Raw genomic sequence first — 20,175 nt, 5'->3', positions numbered from 1 at the left:
CGGAAAATACCCTAAGGGCTTGATCGCTGTGGGAATATTGTTTGACGGGTCAAACGATCTGACCTAAGGTCCGATCCAACATCAGATCAGAGCGCACCCATGCCCAAGAGCCAACCCTACTGGCAGATGCCTGCCTTTCTCGAAGATACCGGCGGCCCCAACTACACGATGATGGATCATGAGGATTACCTCACCTATCGTATCGGGATGCTGTCGGGGGAATTCAACCGCAATATCTCGAAATACAACGCCCGGCATTTCGACCTGACCCTGGCCGAGGGGCGGGTGCTGACCCGGCTGGTGGACAGTGAACCGCTGTCCTATGGCGAGATCTGCGAAAAGCTGCTGCTGGACGGTGCCCAGATCAGCCGCGCCGCCGCCTCGCTGGTGGAACGCGGCTACATGCAGAAGGCGACCGACCCCAAGGATGCGCGCCGCGCCATTTTCGAGCTGACCGAGGCGGGCGAAGAGGCCGGGCGCGCGGTGCTGAAGGTGGGCCGGGCGCGGCAGAAATACCTGCTGGAGAAGCTGACGGCGGCGGAACGGCGCACCCTTTACCGGTCGTTGTCCAAGCTGATGGGCGTCATGGCCGAGCTGAACGCCGCCGGCACCCTGCTGGGCGAGGCGGCCACCGCCGCCGAAGACGACTAGGCCCGCCCGGGCGATCCGGCGCGGCGACAAAGCGGCGCGCCCGGTGCCCGACCAAAGTTCTGACCGTCCTGTCACACGCGCGTTACCGCAGCCGTGCACCTCTCCCCCACGGAAACTTCTTTCACGGGGGACGACATGACGTTTCGCATGACCGCTCTGACCTCGCTGCTGGCCCTGTCGGCCGGCATGGCGAGCGCCGAGATGAACTTCAACCGCATCGCCAGCTTTCCGACGCCGCTGAACATGGCCGAGGGCGAAGATCCCTCGCGCGTGACCTCGGCCGAGATCATCGCCGCCACCGCCGACGGCATGACCCTTGCCTATACCGACAGCCCGCTGCAAAGCCTGGGCCTGATCGACATCACCGACCCCGCCAACCCGCAGCCCCTAGGCAATATCGCCCTGGGTGGCGAACCGACCTCGGTGGGCATTGTCGGGCAGACGGCCTTTGTCGGCGTGAACACCTCTGCAAGCTACACCGATCCCTCGGGCAAGCTGCTGGTCATCGACCTGGGCCGCAAAGAGATCACCGGCGAATGCGACCTGGGCGGCCAGCCCGACAGCGTCGCCGTGGCCCGTGACGGCAGCTTTGTCGCCGTGGCGATCGAGAACGAGCGCGACGAGGATCTGGGTGATGGCCGCGTCGGCCAGATGCCCGCCGGGGATCTGGTGCTGGTGAATGCCAGCGCCGCCGGGGCCGATTGCGCCAGCCTGAAACATGTCGCCCTCACCGGCCTGGCCGAGATCGCGCCAGAGGATCCCGAGCCCGAGTTCGTCGACATCAACGGGCTGGGCGAGGTCATCGTGACCTTGCAGGAAAACAACCACCTGGTGGTGGTGTCGAAGGACGGCGAGATCGTGAACCACTTCTCGGCCGGGGCCGTCGACCTGGAGGGGATCGACGTCGACGAGGAAGGCGCGCTGACCTTCAACGCCGCCCAGCCGGGCCGCAAGCGCGAGCCCGACGCGGTGAAATGGATCGACGACGATCACTTTGCCATTGCCAACGAGGGCGACATGGACGGCGGGTCGCGCGGCTGGACCATCTTCAACAAGGACGGCAGCGTGACCTACGAGTCCGGCGTGTCCTTCGAATATGCGGTGATCGAGGCGGGCCACTATCCCGAGAAACGCTCGGGCAACAAGGGGGTCGAGCCCGAGTCGGTGACCACCGGCACCTTCGGCGGCACGCCCATGGCCTTCATCGGCGCCGAACGCTCGTCGATCGTGGGGGTCTACGACCTGAGCGACCTCAGCGCCCCGGTGCTGACCCAGCTTCTGCCCTCGGGCATCGGGCCGGAGGGTTATGTGACCATCCCCGAGCGGAACCTGCTGATCTCGGCCAATGAGGAAGACCTGGTCGAGGACGGCGGTGTGCGCGCCCATGTGATGATCTTCGAATACCAGGAGGCCCCGGCCAGCTATCCGATGCTGACCTCGGCCGGTCTGACCGAAGATGGCAAGCCGGTTGGCTGGGGCGCCAATTCCGGCATGGTGGCCGATGGCGATCATATCTGGGCCGTGAACGACAGCTTCTACGCGATGCAGCCCTCGATCTTCCGCATCGACCCGTCCGAGAGGCCCGCGCGCATCGTGGACGTGATCCGCGTGACCCGCGCCGGGCAGCCGGCGCAGAAGCTGGACATGGAAGGCATCACCCTGGACGGCGAGGGCGGTTTCTGGGTCGCCTCGGAAGGGCGCAGCGACCGTGTGGTGCCCCACGCCCTCTATCACGTCAGCGCCGAGGGCGAGATCGAGGAAGAGCTGGGCCTGCCGCCCGAGCTGATGGCGGTGGAACGCCGCTTCGGCTTCGAGGGGATCACCAAGATCGGCAACACCCTGTGGATGGCCGTGCAGCGCGAATGGGCGGATGACCCCGAAAACCACGTCAAGCTGGTGGCCTATAACATCGAGACCGGCGACTGGGGCGCCGTGGCCTATGAAAAGGCCGCCCCCGCGACCGGCTGGGTCGGCCTGTCCGAGATCGTGGCCCATGGCGACTGGGTCTATGTGATCGAGCGCGACAACCAGATCGGCGCGGCGGCGGTGACCAAGAAGATCTACCGCATCCCCGCCGTCGAGATGGTGCCGGCACCCCTGGGGGGCGAGCTGCCCGTGGTCAGCAAGGAAGAGGTCCGCGACCTGATCCCCGACCTGACCGCGACCGGCGGCTTTGTCCTCGACAAGGTCGAAGGGCTGGCGATCTTCGAGGACGGCACCGCCTATGTCTCGACCGACAATGACGGGGTCGATGACCATTCGGGCGAGACGATGTTCTTTACCATCGGCAAGCTTTGATCCCTTCACTAGGGTAAGATTGGGCGCGTCCGGGCAACCGGGCGCGCCCTTTGGGTTTCGGGGGAGGGGGGCTTTGCCCCCCGCGCGAAACGCGCTCCCCCCAGGATATTTTGGGCCAACAAATAGAGAGGGGCGGCGGTCAGCGGGCAGCGAGCAGCCACAGGAGGCCCGAGAGGGCGGCGGCGGCCGTGCGGATGTGGTTCAGCCGGGTCCAGTCGCGGGCGTAGCGGGGCCAGTAGGCCTGGGCCTCTGACCCAGTGGCGGACATGGCGTCGAGCCGGTGGTTCATCGGCACATTGCCGCGCCCGGTGACCACTGCCACGCCAAGCACGTAGGTCAGGGCGGCGGCGATCAGCAGCGGCGCGTGCGGCAGGGCGCCCGCCAGCCCGGCCCCTGCCAGCAGCAGAGAGACCGGCAGCAGCCCGATCAGCAGCACCATGAAGAGCGAGCGATAGACCGTGCGGTTCAGCCCCTGCATGGCGGCGGCCCCGGCGCGGATCGGGGCCTGCGCGATGCCGCGTATCACGAAATCGGAAAAGCTGAGGAAGACGCCGGAGACCAGCAGGGCGGCGACACCGGCGGCGAAGGGGACGAGGGGGGACAGCATGGGCGGGCTCCTTACTGGCTGAGGCCGACGGCGCGGTGCAGGTAGCGGTCGGACGTGCTGAGGCGGGCCAGGAAGCGCGCCAGGGCGGCGCGGGGCATGGTCAGGGCCAGCCCCTGCCGGTCGGCGGGCACGTCTTCGAGGAAGGGCGCCTCGGCCGGGCCATCGGTGAAGGCCGAGGGGCGCACCAGCGTCCAGTCGAGGCCCGAGGCGCCCACCATGTCCTCTTGCCGTTCGTGGTCGCGGAAGACGGCGCGCAAGAGGCCGCCGAACATGATGCGTTTCCAGTAGAAGTTCAGGTTGGCCCAGCTGTCATGGGCGCCCATGGTGGATTGGCAGATCAGGCGGCGCGGGCCGCCCTGGGGGGTGGCGGCCTGCATGGCGCGGATCACCGTCAGCGTGCCGGTCGCCCGCACGTCCGAGCGCAGGGCCTTGCCGCTGCCCAGGGTGATCAGCACCGCCTGCTGGCCTGCCAGGGCGGCGCGGACGGCTCCGGGGTCGGTGACATCCCCGGCGCGCAGGGTCAGCTGCGGATGGCTGAGGGCCAGCGCCTCGGGGCGGCGGGCGAAGGCGGTGACGGCATGGCCGCGCGCCAGCAGTTCGGCCACGGCCAGGCGGCCGATGCTGCCGGTGGCGCCGAAGACGATGACGTTCCGGGGGTGGGTCGGTTCGGGAAGGGTCGGGGACATGGGGGCCCTTTCGGGGATGCAGGTTGACACGGTGTAAAGTTGACAGCGTGTCAATAGGTGGTAGCTTGACGCCATGTCAAGTGAGAATCCCACCCGCCGAAAAATCCTCAACGCCGCCTGGACCCTGTTGGAGCAGGGGGGCAGCCAGATCCGCATGTCCGATATTGCCAAGGCGTCAGGCATCTCGCGCCAGGCGCTGTACCTGCATTTTCCCAGCCGGGCCGAGCTGTTGGTGGCCGTCACCCGGCATCTGGACGCGGAAAAGGAGATCGACGCGCGCCTGGCCGAAAGCCGCAGCGCGGCCACAGGCCAGGCGCGGCTGGCGGCGTTCATCGCCGCCTGGGGCAACTACATTCCCGAGATCCGGGGCGTGGCCCGGGCGCTGATGGCCATGGCCGAGAGCGATACCGAGGCCCGCGCCGCCTGGGACGATCGCATGGACGCCGTGCGCCAGGGCTGCGCCGCCGCCGTGGCCGCCTTGGCGCGCGACGGGCAGCTGGCCCCGGCGCTGAACGAGGCACGGGCCACCGATCTGCTGTGGGGGCTTCTGTCGGTGCCGCTCTGGATCCAGCTGCGCGAGACCTGCGGCTGGAGCCAGGAGGCCTATATCGCCGAGATGCAGCGCCTGGCGGCGCGGGCGCTGCTGGCCGAAGGGTAGGGCGCCTCAGCCCAGCCGGTCGAGGATGGCCGAGACGTCGCTGCCCGCCATGGCGCCGGTGATGCGCCCCGCCTCGCCCGCCAGCCGGGTGGCGGTGAAGGCATCGGCCACCGCCGCCGGGGCATGGCGGATCAGCAAAGAGGCCTGCAACAAGAGCGCCAGCCGTTCCACGAACCAGCGCGCCTCGGCCTCGGGCGGCAGGGCGGGCCAGCGCGCCTGATGGGCCGCCAGCGCCGCGTCATAGCGCGGATCGCTGCCCGTGGCGGCGGCCAGTTCGGCGCGCAGGGTTTCGGCGGCCAGCGGTTCCTTGGCCAGGGTGCGCAGGATGTCGAGGCAGATCACATTGCCCGAGCCTTCCCAGATCCCGTTCAGCGGCGCCTCGCGGTAGAGCAGCGGCAGGGGCGTGTCCTCGACATAGCCCATGCCGCCGAGCGCCTCCATCGCCTCGTAGGTGACGACCGGCGCGCGTTTGTTCGAATGGAACTTGGCCAGGGCCACGGCGATGCGGGCAAAGGCGCGGTCCTCGGGCGTGGCGCCGTCGAAGGCGTGGGCGGTGCGAAGCCCGAGGATCAGCGCCGCCTCGACGTCCAGCGCCAGATCGGCCAGCACGGCGCGCATCAGCGGCTGGTCGATCAGCCGCCGCTGGAAGGCCGCGCGGTGGCGCACCCAGTGCAGCACCTCGGACAGGGCGCCGCGCATCAGCCCCGCCGGGGCCATGGCGGTGTCGAGCCGCGTGTGATGCACCATCTCGATGATCGTGCGCACGCCCTGGCCCTCGTCGCCGATACGCAGGGCCAGGGTGTCTTGATATTCGATCTCGGACGAGGCGTTGGAGTGGTTGCCAAGCTTGGCCTTCAGCCGCTGGATCTGGACGCTGTTGCGCGTCCCCTCCAGCCAGCGGGGCACCAGGAAACAGGTCAGCCCCTCTGGCGCCTGGGCCAGCGTCAGGAAGCCGTCGGACATGGGCGCCGAGCAGAACCACTTGTGCCCGGTCAGCCGGTAGTGATCGCCCTCGCGCCGGGCCGTGGTGGTATTGGCACGCACATCCGATCCGCCCTGTTTCTCGGTCATCGCCATTCCCAGGGTCACGCCCTGCTTGGCGCCGACCGGGGCCATGGCGGGGTCGTAGCGGCGCGATACCAGCTTCGGCCCCCAAAGCGCCGCCACCTCGGGCGCGGCGCGCAGGGCGGGGGTGGCGGCATAGCTCATGGTCAGCGGGCAGCAGTGGCCCGGCTCCACCTGGCTGGCCAGATAGACCTGGGCGGCATGGGTCACATGGCCGCCCGGGGCGTCCTCCCAGGCGACGGCGGCGTAACCGGCGGCCAGGCTGGTTTCCATGAAACGGTGATAGGTTGGGTGAAAACGCACCTCGTCCAGGCGCCGCCCCGAGCGGTCGAAGAGCACCAGTTCGGGGGCGTGGTCATTGGCGTCGCGGGCGGCGGCCCGCATTTCGGCGGTGCCCAGGGTAGTGGCATAGGGGGCCAGGGTGTCGGCCTGACCGCCCTCGCGGGCGATGGCCTCGCGCAGGGCCAGGTCGCCCGCCCAAAGGTCGCGGTCGCCCTCGGGGGCGGGCTGGTTCAGCACCTCATGGGTGGCAAGCTGGTCGCGGGCGGGCAGGCCGGGGGGCAAATAGGGCATTGGGCGTCTCCTCTTCCGGGTCCAAGGCTACGCCTCTGGGGCGAGAGGAAAAAGCCTGCCGTTGCGGCGCCTTTGGCGCTGCGCGGGCCGGAAGGACTTTGGGCGAGGTCCAGGTTTGCCGGGGGGCGGGAGAGGGTTGGGGGCGGGAGATGGGAGGGGGGGGGGGGCCCCCCCGCGCCCCCCCGGGGGGAATTACCCCCCGGGGAAATTTTGGGAAGGGTCTGGGGGGGGGGGGGGGGGGCCGCGGGGGGGGGGGGGGGCGGGGGGGCCGGGGGGGGGGGGGGGGGGGGGGGGGGGGGGGGGGGCGGGGGGCTCTGCCCCCCTTGAGCCCTCGCGGGCTCAATTCCCCCCGGGATACTTTTGGCAATGAGAAGAGGGGGGAGGGAAGAGAGCGGCGGGGCGCCTGAAAGCTTGGGCCGTTCCCCGGCGGCAAAGTCCGCCAACAGGTGTGGCGCCCCGGGTGGGGTTGGGGCCCGGCCGGGGCGGGGGGCGGGCTTTGGCGTGCCCGCCCCTTCATGGCCAAACTATCCCGGGCGGCCCCTCGGGCCCTGTCCTAGGCCCCGACCAGGGGGGAGACCGGTGCGCCCTGGGCGGCGCGGTCCAGCCAGATCGGGTTCGACCAGGCCCGTTTGCCCGCCCGGTCGATCACCGTGACCCGGATCCAGTCCGAATTGGCGAAGCGCGACAGGGCGATGCGCGCCGTGGTCAGGCTTTCGCCATGCACCGCCGTCGCCGCCGTGCCGGCCCCCTGCACGATGACCGATGCCACGGCCGAGCTGTCGACGACCACCTTCTTGTCTTCGATACGCACATCGCGCAGCTCGGGCCCTTGGGTGGAATAGAAGGCCCCGTCCTTCAGCGCCGCCAGCAGGGCCTCGGGGGTGTTTTCGGGCGCCTTCACCATGACCCAGCCGCCGAAATGGTCGGGTTCCGAGAAATGCGCGTCATCGGTGGCCACCAGCGACAGGCGGCGCCCTTCGGTCAGCAGCAGATCGGCGATGGCAAAGCCGTCGGGCCGGTCGCAGCCCATGGCGCAGCCGTGGTTGTAGATCTCGACTGCGTGCGCCGCCTCGATCCCGCGCGCATCGGCCAGGGTCAGGCCCGACCACTGCGGGTGCGCCACGGCAACGAAGGCCCCCGCCTCGACGGCCCGCGCGGCGATCTCGGCGCCGCTTTCCTGCCCCTCGACGGGGGCGAAATGGGGCGAGTTTGACGGGGCGAAATCGCTGGGCAGCCCCACGGCCAGGATATGCCACAGCTCGCCATTGGCCATGGCGCCGGAATGCAGCTCTGCCCCCAGCAGGGTGGTAAAGCCTTCGTCGCGGAAGGGGACGGTATCGGCGATGGGATAGTCGAAGAGGCCGATGAAATGGTCCGTCAGGGCAATGAAATCATAGCCTTCGGCGCGATAGCGGCGGCAGACCTCCCGCGGCTCCAGCACCCCGTCGGACAGGGTCGAATGGGTGTGCAGATTGCCGCGCCAGAAGCGGCCGGGGCGGGTGAAGGCGGTCAGCGGCATGATCTCTCCCTTGATCTGATGCGCCCGGACTAGGCGCGCTCTGCGATGCTTTCATGACAGGCTTGCCAGCGCGGTTCCAGTCCCCCAGAACGGGGGTATGAGCGTTGCAGAGAGACTTTCCGCGGCCCTGGCGGCCGGTCGCTGGCCCGAGGCCGAGGCGCTGCTGGCCGGGCTGGCGCCGGGCGGGCATCCTTCGGTCCTCTACAACCTCGGGCGGGTGAAGATGGAGCTGGGCAAATGGGCCGAGGCCCGCGACTGGCTGACCCGCTGCCTGGGCGCCGCGCCGCGCCACGCCCACGCCTGGTTCGAACTGGGCCGGACCGAGCTGGAACTGGGCGCGCTGGAGGCCGCCCGCGACGCCTTCGCCCAGGCGGTGACGCTGGACCCCACCGACGGCGACGCCCGCCTGAACCTGGCCCGCATCTGCCTGCGCCTGGGCGACTACGCCCCGGTGCGAGAACTGCTGGCCCCCATGGCGGGCCAGTCGGTCGAGATCGACGCCCTGCGCTATCGTGCGGCGGCGGAGCTGGGCCTGCCCGAGGCCGCGGCGGAGGCCCGGGCGCTTTGGGCGCGGGAGGGGGGACGTGCCGAGGCGCTGAAGGCGCTGACCCGGGTGGCGAAGGGCGGGGTGTGGTTGGATCTGTGAGGAAGAATGATATGTAGAGCGATTTCAGTGAGCCGTAACGAATACCGATCTCGGTACCTTCTCAGTGCAAGAAGAGTGCATCTCCGTCTTTGTCAAAAATATCTTCAGCCTCGCTATAGTCGGAGACCTCGTAAATGTTGAGATTTCTGATTTGATAATCGGCTTTTCGTAAGAGAAAGGGGAGATCTTCTCGTTTCTTGCAGAAGATCAAAATGGGTTTGTTGAGAGCTACTGCATAGCCAATTTCAATTAGCACGCTTGAAGGCAGGCTGGCAAATATAACGAATACGCAAGCTTCACTCTCTTTGAGCTGACTTAAGTCCCGAATGAGCGCCACTTGTTCGCCATCGAACTGCTTGCTTGATAGCACTTCTTGTCCAGCCCAGTAAGTTGTTCGAATGGAGGGGCAACAGATTTGAGCCGCTTCCGCGAGGTGTGCTATTCGTTGTCTGTGCTCCTGGTAAGCTTGGTCGTTCGTAATAGTCGCCATCGCTGCGCCGAAAAACAGTTTTCCTTTAACGACTTGCAGGGTATCGGCTGGAAAGACATCGCCGAATGGGATTTTTGAGACGGCCTGGGTGACAGAGTCTTCAAGGACCTTTGCAACGCGTTCGTGAAAGCCTGGATAGAGCTCTTCGAAGCGACTTTGAAGGTTTTCTTTTCGAACGGCTGTCAGTCTCCCATTTCTCTTAATCAAGCTGAGAAGCTTAAGAATGTCCTCTTCGCTATTGCGAAGATACTGGAACTGCCGAAGTGGTGATCGATTGTCCATTTCTCGTGATGTGAACAGAAGGGGAACAACGTTGGTGGATTTTGTGTTGAAGGCGACGGCGCCTGCCTCAAAATGTGCCCACCTAGAAAACTCATTCTCGTCAGTAAGTATGAGAATGCAGATCTCGCTTTCTTTGATGCTGTGCCTTATGCTGTCCAGCCAGCCTTCACCAGGCATGATGTTTGCTGCGGAGACGAAAAAGTCTAGCTTTCTTGACTTGAAGAATTCTGAAATGAACTCTTGAAGTATTAAGGCGATAGACCGGCTGCTTTCCTTTGATCAGCTGATAAAAATTTTCATGCGCTTCTATTGCCTATAGTGAGTGATCTGCTTCGTCTAGTTTTTTCGCCAGTCGCTGAGTGGATTGAATAGGTGCAATGTTCGCGCGTCAATCAATTTTCTTTCCTGGCGCCAATGAAAACTTTTCCCCAGATCCTTTTGACCGTATAAGGAGCATCGAACCTTGTCTGGATGCGAGATGTCATTTTCAAGGTGGGTCGACGCCGTTTTCAGCGTTTGAGCTATATGGTATGCGCTGCGGGTCATCTATCGACCGTAGAGCTTAAAGGATGATAGTATGCATCCTCTGACGGAGCTCGCCTAGTTCTGTCTGTTAATATTGCGGGAGCAATCTGGCGCAGGGTGCTGGCTAGGGGCTGTGCAGTAGTGCTTTCCCCCCTACCGCCGATACCGCTTCCGATAGACGCCCGCCTCTTTCCCCAACTCCTCCTGCACCCCCCGGTTCGCCGCCACCTGGCCCGCGTCCATCACGCCGACCTCCAGCCCTGGCGCCTCGGCGGGCACCGGGATCACCTGGGCCACCGGGGTTCCTGCGGGCAGGACGCCGGTGAAATCGCGCTCGGTCCAGAGCGCCGGGAAATGCACATAGCCGTCGCGGAAGCTGTCGCAGTCGACCAGGCCCGAGAGGGTGCGGAAGGGCAGTTCCTCGCGGTTCATCGGGTGGGTGAACAGAAGCGACCAGCCCGGGGGCGCCTCCAGGGTCCAGAAGTTCATGAACTTCAGCACCGAGTTCACCGCCAGGGACCAGGGTGCGCCGGTGGCCTGTTCCGGGACGTGCATCCCGATCGGGGCGCGGGAAATCAGCGTGTCGGGCAGCGGGGGGAAATCCCAGTCCCAGCGGACCGCGCCGTTCTCGATATGCAGGTCGCAGGCCAGCGGGATCAGGATCCCCAGCGACAGGGCGTCGAGGAAGGGGGGGCAGTGTTTCACCGTGCGCACCATGGCGCCTTCCAGCACTGCCGAGGGCGCCTCGGAGGGCATGGCGCGGACCCAGTCGGGCAGGGCGCGTTTGGCCGCCACGGGTTTGGGCAGCAGGGCCTCCAGCGCGGGATGGCAGCGGGCTTTGATCGCGGGCAGGGACATGGGAAAGGGTTACTCCCCCTTGCCCTCACGTCGCAACAGGAAGGTATGGGCGAGCGTCGCCATGACGGTGACCGCGATGATGATCGTGCCGACCGCGTTGATCACCGGCGGGTGGCCGTTGGGGTTGCGGCCCATGGCGCCAATCTCGGTGGCCAGGGTGCAAGAGCCGCCCTTGGCGAACATCGTCGTGTTGTAGTTCTCCATCGAGGCCATGAAGGCGATGACGGCGGCCGAGATCAGGGCGGGGGCCAGATAGGGCAGGGTCAGGCGGCGGAAGACCCGGAAGGGGGTGGCGCCGAGGTCCAGCGCGGCCTCTTCCAGTTCCACCGGCTGGCGTTGCAGCCGGGCCATGAGGATCAGCATCGGGTAGCCCGCGATGAAGGTCGTCTGCGCCATGATGATGGTGAACAGGCCCGCGTTGACCCCCAGACGGCCCCAGAAGACCAGCGCCGACAGGCCCAGCACCACGCCAGGGGCCAGCATGGGCGACAGCAGCACCCACCACAGCACGCCATTGGCCTTGGACCGCCAGCGGGTCAGCAGCACCGCGCCCGCGAGGCCGAGCAGCAGCGACAGTGGCACGACCACGGCGGCGACGCGGAAGGAATTGCCCAGGCAGCCGACGAAACGGTCGCGGTCGATGGCGCGCAGCACCGGGTCGGCGCGCAGGGCATCTTCGGGCATCCAGAAGAAGGCGTACCATTTGCCGGTCAGCCCGTTCCATTCGGTCACCGAGGGCGGCGAGGCGTTGTTGAAGGACGACAGGATCATCAACAGCAGCGGGCCGAACATGAATACCAGGAAGGCCCAGGTATAGGCGGTCAGGAGACGGTTGGAGGTCATGGCCGGGCTCCGGTATCGGGTCCGGCATAGGCCGGGCATTCAGTTTCTGTGCTGCCGTGGACGTGTCGCGCCCGGCGGGCACCGCCGGGCAGCCCCCGACCTTCCACCAGGGAGGGGGCTATCGCCCCCCCCCGAGGTCGGGGGCTGCCCTCTGCAAGTCCGTCCAAGCGTTGATACACGACGCGTTCAACCATCACTGCACCCTCGCGAAATCTTTCAGCCGGGTCCGCATGGCCCACATGAAAAGCGCCACCAGCAGGAAGCACAGCACCGTGTAGCCAAAGCTGTAGGCGGCGCCGACGTTGGAATTCTCGCTTTCGAAGAACTTGTTGTAGATCGTCTGGCTGAACCATTCCGCCTGAAGCCCGCGCGAGATGATGCGCGGCACCGAGAAGGCGCCGGCCGACAGCATGAAGGTGGCGATGCAGCCCACGGCGATCCCGGGCTTGGAATGGGGGATGATCACCCGCCGGTGCACCCGCACCGCGCTGGCGCCCAGATCCTTGGCCGCCTCGATCTGGTTGCGGTCCAGCGTCGACATGACGTTGAAGATCGGGAAGACCATGAACAGCACGTAGGTATAGACGATCACCAGGAAGATCGTGCCGGGGAAACGCTTGAACTGGATCGGGTCGGCGATCACCCCCGCCCAGGTCAGGGCCGAGTTGATCAGGCCCTGGTTGTCGATGATCGTCGTCCAGGCATAGACCCGCATCAGCTCGACGATGGTGCAGGGGATGATCAGCCCCAGGAACAGCCAGACCGCCTGGCGCGGGGCCGAGGCCAGGGCCACCTTGTAGGCAATGGGATAGCACAGCACCAGCGCCAGCGCCGTGGCCATCAGGGCAAAGGCGATGGTGCGGGTCAGGGTGACCAGACCGATGCGTTCATAGACCGCGCCGTCCACCTCGTAGCGCAGTCCGACCGCGCTGAGCAGGCGGTTGGACAGCAGCGTTTCCTCCTCGGCCCGGGCGGCGTCGGACATCGGGATCAGGCGCGGCGCGGCGAGGGTCTCGAAATTGGCCAGGGTATAGGGGAAGGCCTCGGCCTCTTCGGCCAGCAGCCGGTCGTAAAGGGCGGTGGCGGTGGCGTGGATCTCTTCGGCGGCGGCGATCTGCGCGTCCAGCGGCAGATCAGGGTCCACGGCCAGGGTGGGCACGTCGTAAAGGGTGTCCAGCCAGGCCTCGGCCTCGCCCTCGCCACGCACCAGCTGGGCATGGGTCGCGGCGCGGTCGCATTGCAAGATATAGGGCCGCACCTGCTGGGCGGGCGCGGCGGCGCCGCCCGACATCGACGGCACGGCCATCCCCCCCGAGGAGGGCGCCGCAGGGGCCGGGGAGGGCGGGGTCATCGACGGCACCGCCAACCCGCCACTGGCCGAGGGGACAGAGATCGAGGGGATCGCCAGCCCGCCGCTGGCGGCGGGGGCGCTCTCGGCCTGGGTCTCGGCGGGGCGATAGGTCTCCAGCAGCGACATGCAGCTGCGCGCGTCGCGGGCCAGCTGGCGGGCGATGGAGCTGTCCAGCTGCCGGGCGGGCGGGGTCACCGCGCGTTCCAGCATGGTCAGCTGCGGCAGCAGGATCAGCATCAGCCCCCAGACGGCGGCGGCGGCGAAGAACAGCGCCGTCAGGCCGCGCCCGTATCCCCGGATCAGCGCCCTCATTGTGCCGCCAGCTCCCGGCCCGTGCGGGCCATCTCGCCCTCGGGCAGGACCAGGGCGCTGTCGCTGGCAAAGCCGATCCGCGTCTGGGCGGGCCGGTTGGCCGCGCCGCCCGTGTTGGGCTCTTGCAGCACCAGGTGCTGGCCGGTGGCGGTCAGGAATTCGTAGTTGATGAAGGCCCCTTCCAGGTCCCGGCGGCCAAGCGTCACGTCAAAGTCGTTCTCGGCGGCGCCGAAGGTCATCTGTTCGGGGCGCACGAAGAGGATCGCCGCGTCGCCCTTGGCCAGGCCACGCGGATTGCGCGCCGACAGGGGGCCGTTGGCGGTCTCGATCCGGGCCATGCCGCCCTCGGTGGCCGCGATCCGGCCGGGCAGGGCGTTCACCTCGCCCACGAAGCTGGCGACGAAGGCCGAGGCGGGGTCGGAATAGACCTCGTCGCCGCTGCCCACCTGTTCGATCACGCCCGCGTTCATCACCGCGATCCGGTCCGACATGGTCAGGGCCTCGCCCTGGTCATGGGTGATGTAGATGAAGGTCACGCCGGTCTTCTGCTGGATCTCGCGCAGTTCGGCGCGCATGTGCTGGCGCAGCTTCAGGTCCAGCGCCGACAGCGGCTCGTCCAGCAGCAGCACGGCGGGTTCCACCGCCAGCGCCCGCGCGATGGCCACCCGCTGACGCTGCCCGCCCGACAGCTCCGAAGGCAGCTTCTCGCCCTGATCGCCAAGCGCCACCAGCTCCAGCAGCTCTTGCGCCTTCTGGCGCCGGGCGCGTTTGCCCACGCCGCGCGCCTCCAGGCCGAAGGCCACGTTTTCCCAGACGGGCATCAGCGGAAACAGCGCGAGGTTCTGGAAGATCAGCGCCGTGGGCCGGGCATTGGGCCCGATGCCGCGCATGTCCTGGCCGCCAATCAGCACTTTCCCGTGCGAGGGATCGACAAAACCCGACACGGTCCGCAGGATCGTCGTCTTGCCGCAGCCCGAGGGGCCGAGGATGGAGAAGAACTCGCCCGCCCGGATCTTCAGATCCGTGGGCTGCACCGCGGTGAACCCGTTGGGATAGGTCACCTGCATCGCTTCCAGGTGCACGTCCTGGCCGCGTCTGTTGCCGTTGGTCATGGTCGTCCCCGTGCTCGGGCGTCTGACGCGCCCTGTTCATTTGCTGGCCGAAAATATCCCCGCCGGAGGCCTCCGACGGCGCCACCCGCGCGGCGGATGGAAAAGGGGTGCGCCGACAAACGGCACACCCCGGAACGCCAGGATCAGGCGTTGGTGATGATCTCGACCATCTCGTTCACGACCGGCGCGTAGAAGGGGGTGTCGGACTGCCACCACCACATGTTCGACAGCACCTCGGGGGTGTAGGTCGCGTTGAACTGCTCCTTGAACTCGTCCGAGGCAAAGTCGGCGGCGCCGGCCACGGCCGAGTTGTAGCCGGTGTTGTTGGCGAACATGCCGCCCACTTCGGGCTTCAGCATGAAGTTGATGAAGGCCACGGCCTGTTCGGTGTTCTCGGCTCCGCGCAGCATCCCGAAGCTGTCCAGCCAGGTGATGATGCCCTCTTTCGGCGCCCGGTAGACATAGTCGGGGTTTTCGCGGTTCAGCAGCAGGCCGGTGGTGTCCCAGGTCTGGCCGATGACGCAGCCCGCATCCTTGAAGGCGGCGGTGGCTTCGGTGGCGTTGTTCCAGAAGGCGCCGAAGTGGTCCTTGTTGGCGACCATGTATTCGACGATGGCGCCGAAGACGCGGCGGGCGTCGGCTTCGGATTTGTAGACGTCCAGCATCCGGTTCGATTCGATCTCACCGGCGGCATCCAGGTAGAGGCCGACGCCGATCAGCGCGGATTTCTGGCGGAAGGCGGATTTGCCCTCGGTGCCCTCGGCGAAGAGGTGGCCATAGGACAGATCGGCATCCGACACCGGCAGGGCGGCGCGGTTCAGGGTGATGCCTTCGGTGCCCCAGTCGAAGGGCAGGGCGACCTGCTCGCCGTTCTGCACACCGCCGAGGGCGGCGCTGTCACGCAGGAAGGAGGGGATGATGGCGCCGGTGTTCACCTCGGCCGGGACGGGCTGGAAGAAATGCTCGCCGTCGTCGTCGTAGTAGTTGGCCACGTTGGTGATCGAGGGGAAGACCACGTCAAAGCCCTTGCCGCCATTGGCGCGCACGGTCGATTCGGCTTCGTCGTTCGACCCGAAGGTGGTCAAATCCAGGGTGATCCCAGTCTCGGCTTCGAATTTCTCGGCGATATTGGGCTGGATGTAATCCTGCCAGGCAAAGACCTTGACGGTGCCGGACGAGGCCAGCGCGTCGGAGGCGCGCAGAACGGCGGGTGCGGCGACGGCGCCAGCGGTCAGCTGAAGCGCGGTACGGCGGGTGATGGTCATGTAATTCCCCTGTGTCTGGTTATGAAATGCGGCCGGTAAGGTCCCCGGCTGTCGGGTGAAAGGGCCGCAAAGCGACTGCGTCGCTCTAGACCCGATGTGACTCCGTTCTGTGACGGATTGTTAACAGGCGCATGAAAGGCGGAACTGACCAATTGGTCAACGTCGATTTCACCCCGGCGGCTGCACCGGCGGGAATGCGGCGCGCGGCTGACGTTGCGGCAGGGCACCCGGCGCGGCGGTCTCGGGCGCCGCAAAACCGGGCAGGGGCGGCGGCGCGGCGCGAAAGATGTATCTGATAGAAATGCTCAGATTGACAATCCCGATTGGATCAGTCAGGTATTGGCCGTCCAGCCATGCCGCCCCGGTCACCGGGCCCGGCAAAGCCGAAAGAGAGCGAACGAGGATTCGAAATGCCGATCGACTGGACCCGTCCCGCACCGCGCAGCCACCAACGCCCCGCAGAGGGCGACCTTTACCGCCCTGTCGAGCTTCTGGCGAAGCTCTTTGAGGGGCCCGAGGGCGGGCTGGCCGGGTTGGAACATGTCCTGGAGCGGCTGGAATGGAAGGAAACGACGCGATGATGTCCGAAAAGATCGACCGCAACACGGCCCTGCCGGCCATCCCCCAGCATTCCGCGCAGGAACTGACCCAGGGCGGGCAGACGGCGCAGATCGTGCTGAACGACCAGGTCTATACCCTGCGGATCACCCGGGCGGGCAAGCTGATCCTGACCAAGTGAATAGGCGGAGGGGCGCCCGTCCGGGCGCTCCGCACCGCTTGCGCGTGACCTTCCCCCGCGCCCCGTCCTATCTGGAGAGCCGTTGAACGTTTCAGTGAAAGGGCCTCCAGCATGTCCCGCATTCTTCTTATCGGCGCCACCGGTGGCATAGGTTCGCGCCTGGCCCCCATGTTGGTCGCCTCCGGCCATCAGGTGACAGGGCTGCACCGCAGCCTGGCCCAGGCCGAAAAACTGCGCGCCCAGGGGGTGGCCCCGGTGGCGGGCGACCTGATGGAAATGGACGCCGAGACCCTGGCCGGGATCGCCCGCGACCATGACGTGATCGTCTTCTCGGCCGGCGCGGCCGGCAGCGGCGCCGAACGCACCAGCGAGATCGACGGGCGCGGCCCGCTGAAGATGATCGCCGCCGCCAAGGCCTGCGGCATCTCCCGGGTCTACCTGGTCTCGGCCATGCCCGAGGCCGGGCGCGGCGGCCAGCCGAAGCTGGGCTTCGAACACTACATGCGGGTGAAGAAAGAGGCCGACGCGGCCCTGGTGGCCTCGGATCTCGATTGGGTCATCCTGCGCCCGGGCACCCTGGTCTCGGAAGACGGCGACGACGCGGTTTCCCTGGCGCCCGCCCTTGTCTATGGCAAGGTCAAGCGCGGCAATGTGGCCGCCGTGTTGGCCGGGCTGATCGAATGCCCCGAGATCCGCCGCGAGATCCTGGAACTGACCGACGGCACCACCCCGGTGGCCGAGGCCGTGGCCTCGCTCTTCCGCGACTGACGACAGAGGACCGGCCTGGCGGCCGGTTGCCTCCGGCGGGAGTATTTTTGGCCCAGTGAAAGAGCTGGGCGCGCCGCCACTTGGCCTAGGTTTGCGCCCTGCGCGTGGGCCCTTGGGCAGCGGGCGCGACAGGGCCGCAGCGGCCCTCGCCCGCTCTTTCACCGGGCCGGAAATACTCGCGGGGGGAGACGCGCCCGGCGCGGCGGGGGGCGGCAGCCCCCCTCTGGCCCCTCAGCGCGACAGCCGGGCGGCGGCGCGGGCGATCACCAGTTCCTCGTTGGTGGGGATGACCAGCACCCTGACCCGGCTGAACTCGGTCGAGACCAGGGTGTCGTTCATCGCATTGCGCCGCTCATCCAGCTCGACCCCCAGCCAGTGCATCCCGCGACAGGTGCGCGCGCGGATCTCGGCGGCGTGTTCGCCGATGCCGCCGGTGAAGACCAGCGCGTCCAGCCCCTCCAGCGCGGCGGCCAGCCCGCCCAGCTCGCGCCGGATGCGGAAGCAGAAATAGTCGATCGCCTCGGCCGCATGGGGGCTGTCGGAGGCCAGCAGCGTGCGCATGTCCGAGCCGATCCCCGACATGCCCTTCAGGCCCGACTCTTTGTAAAGAAGGTCCGAGATCTGCTGCGGGTTCATCCCCTCCTGGTCCATCAGATAAAGCAGTACCCCCGGGTCCAGCTGGCCCGACCGTGTCCCCATGGGCAGCCCGTCCAGCGCCGAGAAGCCCATGGAGGAGGCGACCGAGCGCCCCCCCACCATCCCGCACATCGAGGCGCCATTGCCCAGGTGTGCCACCACCACCCGGCCCGCGTGCAGCGTGGGCGCCATCTGTTTCAGCTGGCCCGAGATATAGTCGTAGCTCAGCCCGTGGAAGCCGTAGCGCCGCACGCCCTTCTCGTAGAACCGGCGGGGCAGGGCGAAGGTGTCGTTGACGAAGGGGTGGTGGCGGTGAAAGGCGGTGTCGAAACAGCCCACCTGATGGGCCTCGGGAAAGGCCGCCTGGGCCGCCTCGATGCCAGCCAGGTTATGGGGCTGGTGCAGCGGCGCGAAGGGCACCAGGGTTTCGAGGTAACTCAGCGCGTGGTCGTTCAGCACCACCGGCTCGGCGTAGTTGCGCCCGCCGTGGACGATGCGGTGACCGCAGCCCAGGATCTTCGCCTCGGGGAAGGCGTCGAAAAGCGGCGTCAGGGCCGCGTGCAGGGCGCCCCGGTGGGTGGCGCCTTCGGCTTCGGAGAGTTTCTCATCCGCGATCACCGCGCCGCCCGCGCGTTTCAGGTGCAGTTCCGCCGCGCCGCCGATCCGCTCGATCAGCCCGGTGGCCAGGGCCATGGGCTCGGCCTCGGCGGTGAAGAGGCCGAATTTCAGCGACGACGAGCCCGCGTTGAGGACCAGAAGGTGGTTCAGGCTCATGCGCCCGCCCCCGAGATCCGCGCGTCATGCAGCGCCGCCACCGCGCAGGAGGCCAGCCTCGCCATGTCGTCATCGGCGCGCGAGTTGAGGATGATCGGCACCCGGGCGCCCAGCACCAGGCCTGCGCCTTCGGCATGAGAGATATAGGTCAGCTGTTTCGCCACCATGTTGCCCGCGTCGAGATTGGGCACGACGAGGATTTCGGCCCGCCCCGCGACCGGCGAGACGATGCCCTTGGTGCGCGCCGCCCCGATGTCGACGGCATTGTCCATGGCCAGCGGCCCATCGACCAGCCCGCCGGTGATCTGGCCGCGATCGGCCATCTTCGACAGCAGCGCCGCATCCAGCGACGAGGGGATGTCGGGGTTCACCGTTTCCACCGCCGAAAGCACCCCCACCTTGGGCTGTTCGATGCCCAGCGACAGGGCCAGGTCGATGGCGTTCTGGCAGATGTCCATCTTGGTCTTCAGATCGGGCGCGATGTTGATCGCCGCGTCCGAGACCAGCAGCGGATGGGCCAGCCCCGGCACATCCATCACGAAGATATGGGTGAAGCGGCGCCCGGCGCGCAGCCCATTGACCTTGTCCAGCGCCGGTTTCAGCAGGTCGTCCGTATGCAGATGCCCCTTCATCAGCGCCTGGGCGCGGCCCTCGTTCACCAGGGCCACGGCGCGGATCGCGGCGGCGCGAGGATCGGGGATGTCGATCACCTCGACCCCGTCCAGGCTTTCGCCCAACTCTGCCGCCGTGGCGGCGATCTTGGCGGCAGAGCCCACCAGGATGGGCTCGATCAGCGTATGGCGCCTGGCCAGCAGGGCGCCGCCCAGGGAATTGGGTTCCTCGGGGCAGACCACGGCGGTTTTCAGCGCGGGCAGCGGCTCGGCCAGCTGCAACAGCCGCTCGAAATGGCGGTGGCGCTGGACGATCAGCCCGGGGATGTCCTGGGCGTTGCGGTGGATCTTGACGGTGGGGGCATAGACGCAGGCCTCACCCGACAGGATCAGCGTCTCGTCGCTGACCCGCAGGATCTCGGTCGCCAGGGTGACGCAGCCGGTGGCGGGCTCCTTGCCTGTCACGGTGACCCGCGACAGCAGTTCCTCGCCCGCATGGGCGCGGGCGTGGAAGTCGAAATGCTGCGAGCGGTAGAGCGTGCCGGCCCCGGGCAGGATATTGCCCAGCACCGCCGAGACCATCGAGCCCACGAACATCCCCGGCGCCACCGCCTCGTTCAGCCCGTCGCCGTCACCGTCGCGATCGGCCAGGTGCATGGGGTTATGATTGCCCGAGACATTGGCGAAGACGATCAGGTCGTCGGGGGTGCACAGCCGTTTCAGCTCGGCGGTGTCACCGATGGCGAGTTCGTCGAAGGTCTTGTTCTCGATCAGCATGGGGGCTCCTGTCTTTTGGCGGACGCTGGCAGATCCTCATGGAGAAACCGTGACATGGATCAGATGGCGGGGAAAAGAGCGGAGCGGCGCGGACCTTGCGGCAGGGCGTGATTGCGCCGGCGGCGGTGA

General features: G+C 67.2%; 19 protein-coding genes. 7 read left to right on the top strand and 12 right to left on the bottom strand.

Features of this window, described 5'->3' with window-relative positions; translation table 11 throughout:
- Positions 1-99 precede the first annotated feature (99 nt).
- Together ACRARE_RS19210 and ACRARE_RS19205 are read left to right on the top strand one after the other, a co-directional pair.
- Positions 100-651: a MarR family winged helix-turn-helix transcriptional regulator gene (locus tag ACRARE_RS19210; RefSeq protein WP_432658090.1), complete on the top strand. Its 552-nt coding sequence runs from the start codon at positions 100-102 to the stop codon at positions 649-651.
- Positions 652-786: 135 nt separating this feature from the next.
- Entirely contained in the window at positions 787-2,949 is a 2,163-nt protein-coding gene (locus ACRARE_RS19205) for an esterase-like activity of phytase family protein (RefSeq protein ID WP_432658089.1), read from the top strand.
- Between the two features lie 139 nt (positions 2,950-3,088).
- Here ACRARE_RS19205 and ACRARE_RS19200 read toward each other — a convergent pair whose 3' ends face one another.
- Both ACRARE_RS19200 and ACRARE_RS19195 read right to left on the bottom strand, forming a co-directional pair.
- Positions 3,089-3,556 (bottom strand): anthrone oxygenase family protein, encoded by a 468-nt coding sequence (locus ACRARE_RS19200; RefSeq protein WP_432658088.1) that lies wholly within the window; start codon positions 3,554-3,556, stop codon positions 3,089-3,091.
- Positions 3,557-3,567: 11 nt separating this feature from the next.
- Positions 3,568-4,242 (bottom strand): NAD(P)-dependent oxidoreductase, encoded by a 675-nt coding sequence (locus ACRARE_RS19195; RefSeq protein WP_432658087.1) that lies wholly within the window; start codon positions 4,240-4,242, stop codon positions 3,568-3,570.
- Between the two features lie 73 nt (positions 4,243-4,315).
- On the opposite strand from ACRARE_RS19195, the gene ACRARE_RS19190 reads away from it, so the two are divergent.
- Positions 4,316-4,900 (top strand): TetR/AcrR family transcriptional regulator, encoded by a 585-nt coding sequence (locus ACRARE_RS19190; RefSeq protein WP_432658086.1) that lies wholly within the window; start codon positions 4,316-4,318, stop codon positions 4,898-4,900.
- Between the two features lie 6 nt (positions 4,901-4,906).
- Here the strand turns inward: ACRARE_RS19190 and ACRARE_RS19185 are convergent, their stop codons facing one another.
- Positions 4,907-6,538: an acyl-CoA dehydrogenase family protein gene (locus ACRARE_RS19185; protein WP_432658085.1), complete on the bottom strand. Its 1,632-nt coding sequence runs from the start codon at positions 6,536-6,538 to the stop codon at positions 4,907-4,909.
- Between the two features lie 553 nt (positions 6,539-7,091).
- Positions 7,092-8,057, bottom strand: coding sequence for a PHP domain-containing protein (locus ACRARE_RS19180; RefSeq protein ID WP_432658084.1), 966 nt, complete (start codon positions 8,055-8,057; stop codon positions 7,092-7,094).
- A 97-nt stretch (positions 8,058-8,154) separates the two neighbouring features.
- Here ACRARE_RS19180 and ACRARE_RS19175 point away from each other — a divergent pair, with 97 nt between their 5' ends.
- Complete coding sequence (locus ACRARE_RS19175; protein WP_432658083.1) at positions 8,155-8,703, top strand: tetratricopeptide repeat protein; 549 nt, start codon at positions 8,155-8,157, stop codon at positions 8,701-8,703.
- A 61-nt stretch (positions 8,704-8,764) separates the two neighbouring features.
- Here ACRARE_RS19175 and ACRARE_RS19170 read toward each other — a convergent pair whose 3' ends face one another.
- The 6 genes from ACRARE_RS19170 to ACRARE_RS19145 all read right to left on the bottom strand — a co-directional run bounded on the left by ACRARE_RS19170 (position 8,765) and on the right by ACRARE_RS19145 (position 15,741).
- A complete protein-coding gene (locus ACRARE_RS19170; protein WP_432658372.1) occupies positions 8,765-9,709 on the bottom strand; it encodes a TIR domain-containing protein in 945 nt (314 codons plus the stop codon).
- Between the two features lie 444 nt (positions 9,710-10,153).
- Positions 10,154-10,858: a hypothetical protein gene (locus ACRARE_RS19165; RefSeq protein WP_432658082.1), complete on the bottom strand. Its 705-nt coding sequence runs from the start codon at positions 10,856-10,858 to the stop codon at positions 10,154-10,156.
- A 9-nt stretch (positions 10,859-10,867) separates the two neighbouring features.
- Positions 10,868-11,701, bottom strand: a complete 834-nt coding sequence (locus ACRARE_RS19160; protein WP_432658081.1) for an ABC transporter permease — start codon at positions 11,699-11,701, stop codon at positions 10,868-10,870.
- 193 nt (positions 11,702-11,894) lie between these two features.
- Positions 11,895-13,364: an ABC transporter permease gene (locus ACRARE_RS19155; protein WP_432658080.1), complete on the bottom strand. Its 1,470-nt coding sequence runs from the start codon at positions 13,362-13,364 to the stop codon at positions 11,895-11,897.
- Positions 13,361-14,476, bottom strand: coding sequence for an ABC transporter ATP-binding protein (locus ACRARE_RS19150; protein ID WP_432658079.1), 1,116 nt, complete (start codon positions 14,474-14,476; stop codon positions 13,361-13,363). Before ACRARE_RS19150 ends, ACRARE_RS19155 begins: the two co-directional genes overlap by 4 nt.
- A 143-nt stretch (positions 14,477-14,619) precedes the next feature.
- Positions 14,620-15,741: an extracellular solute-binding protein gene (locus ACRARE_RS19145; RefSeq protein ID WP_432658078.1), complete on the bottom strand. Its 1,122-nt coding sequence runs from the start codon at positions 15,739-15,741 to the stop codon at positions 14,620-14,622.
- Between the two features lie 410 nt (positions 15,742-16,151).
- Here ACRARE_RS19145 and ACRARE_RS19140 point away from each other — a divergent pair, with 410 nt between their 5' ends.
- The 3 genes from ACRARE_RS19140 (at position 16,152) to ACRARE_RS19130 (ending at position 17,248) form a co-directional block, all read left to right on the top strand.
- The gene (locus tag ACRARE_RS19140; RefSeq protein ID WP_432658077.1) at positions 16,152-16,322 is read left to right on the top strand and encodes a hypothetical protein; all 171 of its coding nucleotides are present in this window, start codon (positions 16,152-16,154) and stop codon (positions 16,320-16,322) included.
- Positions 16,319-16,480, top strand: a complete 162-nt coding sequence (gene hemP, locus ACRARE_RS19135) for a hemin uptake protein HemP (RefSeq protein ID WP_432658076.1) — start codon at positions 16,319-16,321, stop codon at positions 16,478-16,480. The genes ACRARE_RS19140 and hemP overlap by 4 nt, the downstream gene beginning before the upstream one ends.
- 111 nt (positions 16,481-16,591) lie before the next feature.
- Positions 16,592-17,248: an NAD(P)H-binding protein gene (locus ACRARE_RS19130; protein ID WP_432658075.1), complete on the top strand. Its 657-nt coding sequence runs from the start codon at positions 16,592-16,594 to the stop codon at positions 17,246-17,248.
- A 231-nt stretch (positions 17,249-17,479) separates the two neighbouring features.
- On the opposite strand, the gene ACRARE_RS19125 is transcribed toward ACRARE_RS19130, so the two are convergent.
- On the bottom strand, positions 17,480-18,658 hold the full coding sequence (locus tag ACRARE_RS19125) for an acetate/propionate family kinase (protein ID WP_432658074.1): 1,179 nt from the start codon (positions 18,656-18,658) through the stop codon (positions 17,480-17,482).
- Positions 18,655-20,046, bottom strand: a complete 1,392-nt coding sequence (locus tag ACRARE_RS19120) for a bifunctional enoyl-CoA hydratase/phosphate acetyltransferase (RefSeq protein ID WP_432658073.1) — start codon at positions 20,044-20,046, stop codon at positions 18,655-18,657. The genes ACRARE_RS19125 and ACRARE_RS19120 overlap by 4 nt, the downstream gene beginning before the upstream one ends.
- Positions 20,047-20,175: the final 129 nt, after the last annotated feature.

Source organism: Pseudooceanicola aquaeponti, assembly GCF_050897975.1.
GTDB lineage: Bacteria > Pseudomonadota > Alphaproteobacteria > Rhodobacterales > Rhodobacteraceae > Pseudooceanicola.
This window is presented reverse-complemented; position numbering and strand designations above follow the sequence as displayed.

What these genes read in the sequence shown, in the direction of transcription:
- ACRARE_RS19185 (WP_432658085.1), bottom strand. Translation starts at nt 6,538, where the DNA reads ATGCCCTATTTGCCCCCCGGCCTGCCCGCCCGCGACCAGCTTGCCACC.
- ACRARE_RS19130 (WP_432658075.1), top strand. Translation starts at nt 16,592, where the DNA reads ATGTCCCGCATTCTTCTTATCGGCGCCACCGGTGGCATAGGTTCGCGC.
- ACRARE_RS19180 (WP_432658084.1), bottom strand. Translation starts at nt 8,057, where the DNA reads ATGCCGCTGACCGCCTTCACCCGCCCCGGCCGCTTCTGGCGCGGCAAT.
- ACRARE_RS19145 (WP_432658078.1), bottom strand. Translation starts at nt 15,741, where the DNA reads ATGACCATCACCCGCCGTACCGCGCTTCAGCTGACCGCTGGCGCCGTC.
- ACRARE_RS19175 (WP_432658083.1), top strand. Translation starts at nt 8,155, where the DNA reads ATGAGCGTTGCAGAGAGACTTTCCGCGGCCCTGGCGGCCGGTCGCTGG.
- ACRARE_RS19210 (WP_432658090.1), top strand. Translation starts at nt 100, where the DNA reads ATGCCCAAGAGCCAACCCTACTGGCAGATGCCTGCCTTTCTCGAAGAT.
- ACRARE_RS19195 (WP_432658087.1), bottom strand. Translation starts at nt 4,242, where the DNA reads ATGTCCCCGACCCTTCCCGAACCGACCCACCCCCGGAACGTCATCGTC.
- ACRARE_RS19205 (WP_432658089.1), top strand. Translation starts at nt 787, where the DNA reads ATGACGTTTCGCATGACCGCTCTGACCTCGCTGCTGGCCCTGTCGGCC.
- ACRARE_RS19190 (WP_432658086.1), top strand. Translation starts at nt 4,316, where the DNA reads ATGTCAAGTGAGAATCCCACCCGCCGAAAAATCCTCAACGCCGCCTGG.
- ACRARE_RS19150 (WP_432658079.1), bottom strand. Translation starts at nt 14,476, where the DNA reads ATGACCAACGGCAACAGACGCGGCCAGGACGTGCACCTGGAAGCGATG.
- ACRARE_RS19165 (WP_432658082.1), bottom strand. Translation starts at nt 10,858, where the DNA reads ATGTCCCTGCCCGCGATCAAAGCCCGCTGCCATCCCGCGCTGGAGGCC.
- ACRARE_RS19140 (WP_432658077.1), top strand. Translation starts at nt 16,152, where the DNA reads ATGCCGATCGACTGGACCCGTCCCGCACCGCGCAGCCACCAACGCCCC.
- ACRARE_RS19155 (WP_432658080.1), bottom strand. Translation starts at nt 13,364, where the DNA reads ATGAGGGCGCTGATCCGGGGATACGGGCGCGGCCTGACGGCGCTGTTC.
- ACRARE_RS19120 (WP_432658073.1), bottom strand. Translation starts at nt 20,046, where the DNA reads ATGCTGATCGAGAACAAGACCTTCGACGAACTCGCCATCGGTGACACC.
- ACRARE_RS19160 (WP_432658081.1), bottom strand. Translation starts at nt 11,701, where the DNA reads ATGACCTCCAACCGTCTCCTGACCGCCTATACCTGGGCCTTCCTGGTA.
- ACRARE_RS19125 (WP_432658074.1), bottom strand. Translation starts at nt 18,658, where the DNA reads ATGAGCCTGAACCACCTTCTGGTCCTCAACGCGGGCTCGTCGTCGCTG.
- ACRARE_RS19200 (WP_432658088.1), bottom strand. Translation starts at nt 3,556, where the DNA reads ATGCTGTCCCCCCTCGTCCCCTTCGCCGCCGGTGTCGCCGCCCTGCTG.
- hemP (WP_432658076.1), top strand. Translation starts at nt 16,319, where the DNA reads ATGATGTCCGAAAAGATCGACCGCAACACGGCCCTGCCGGCCATCCCC.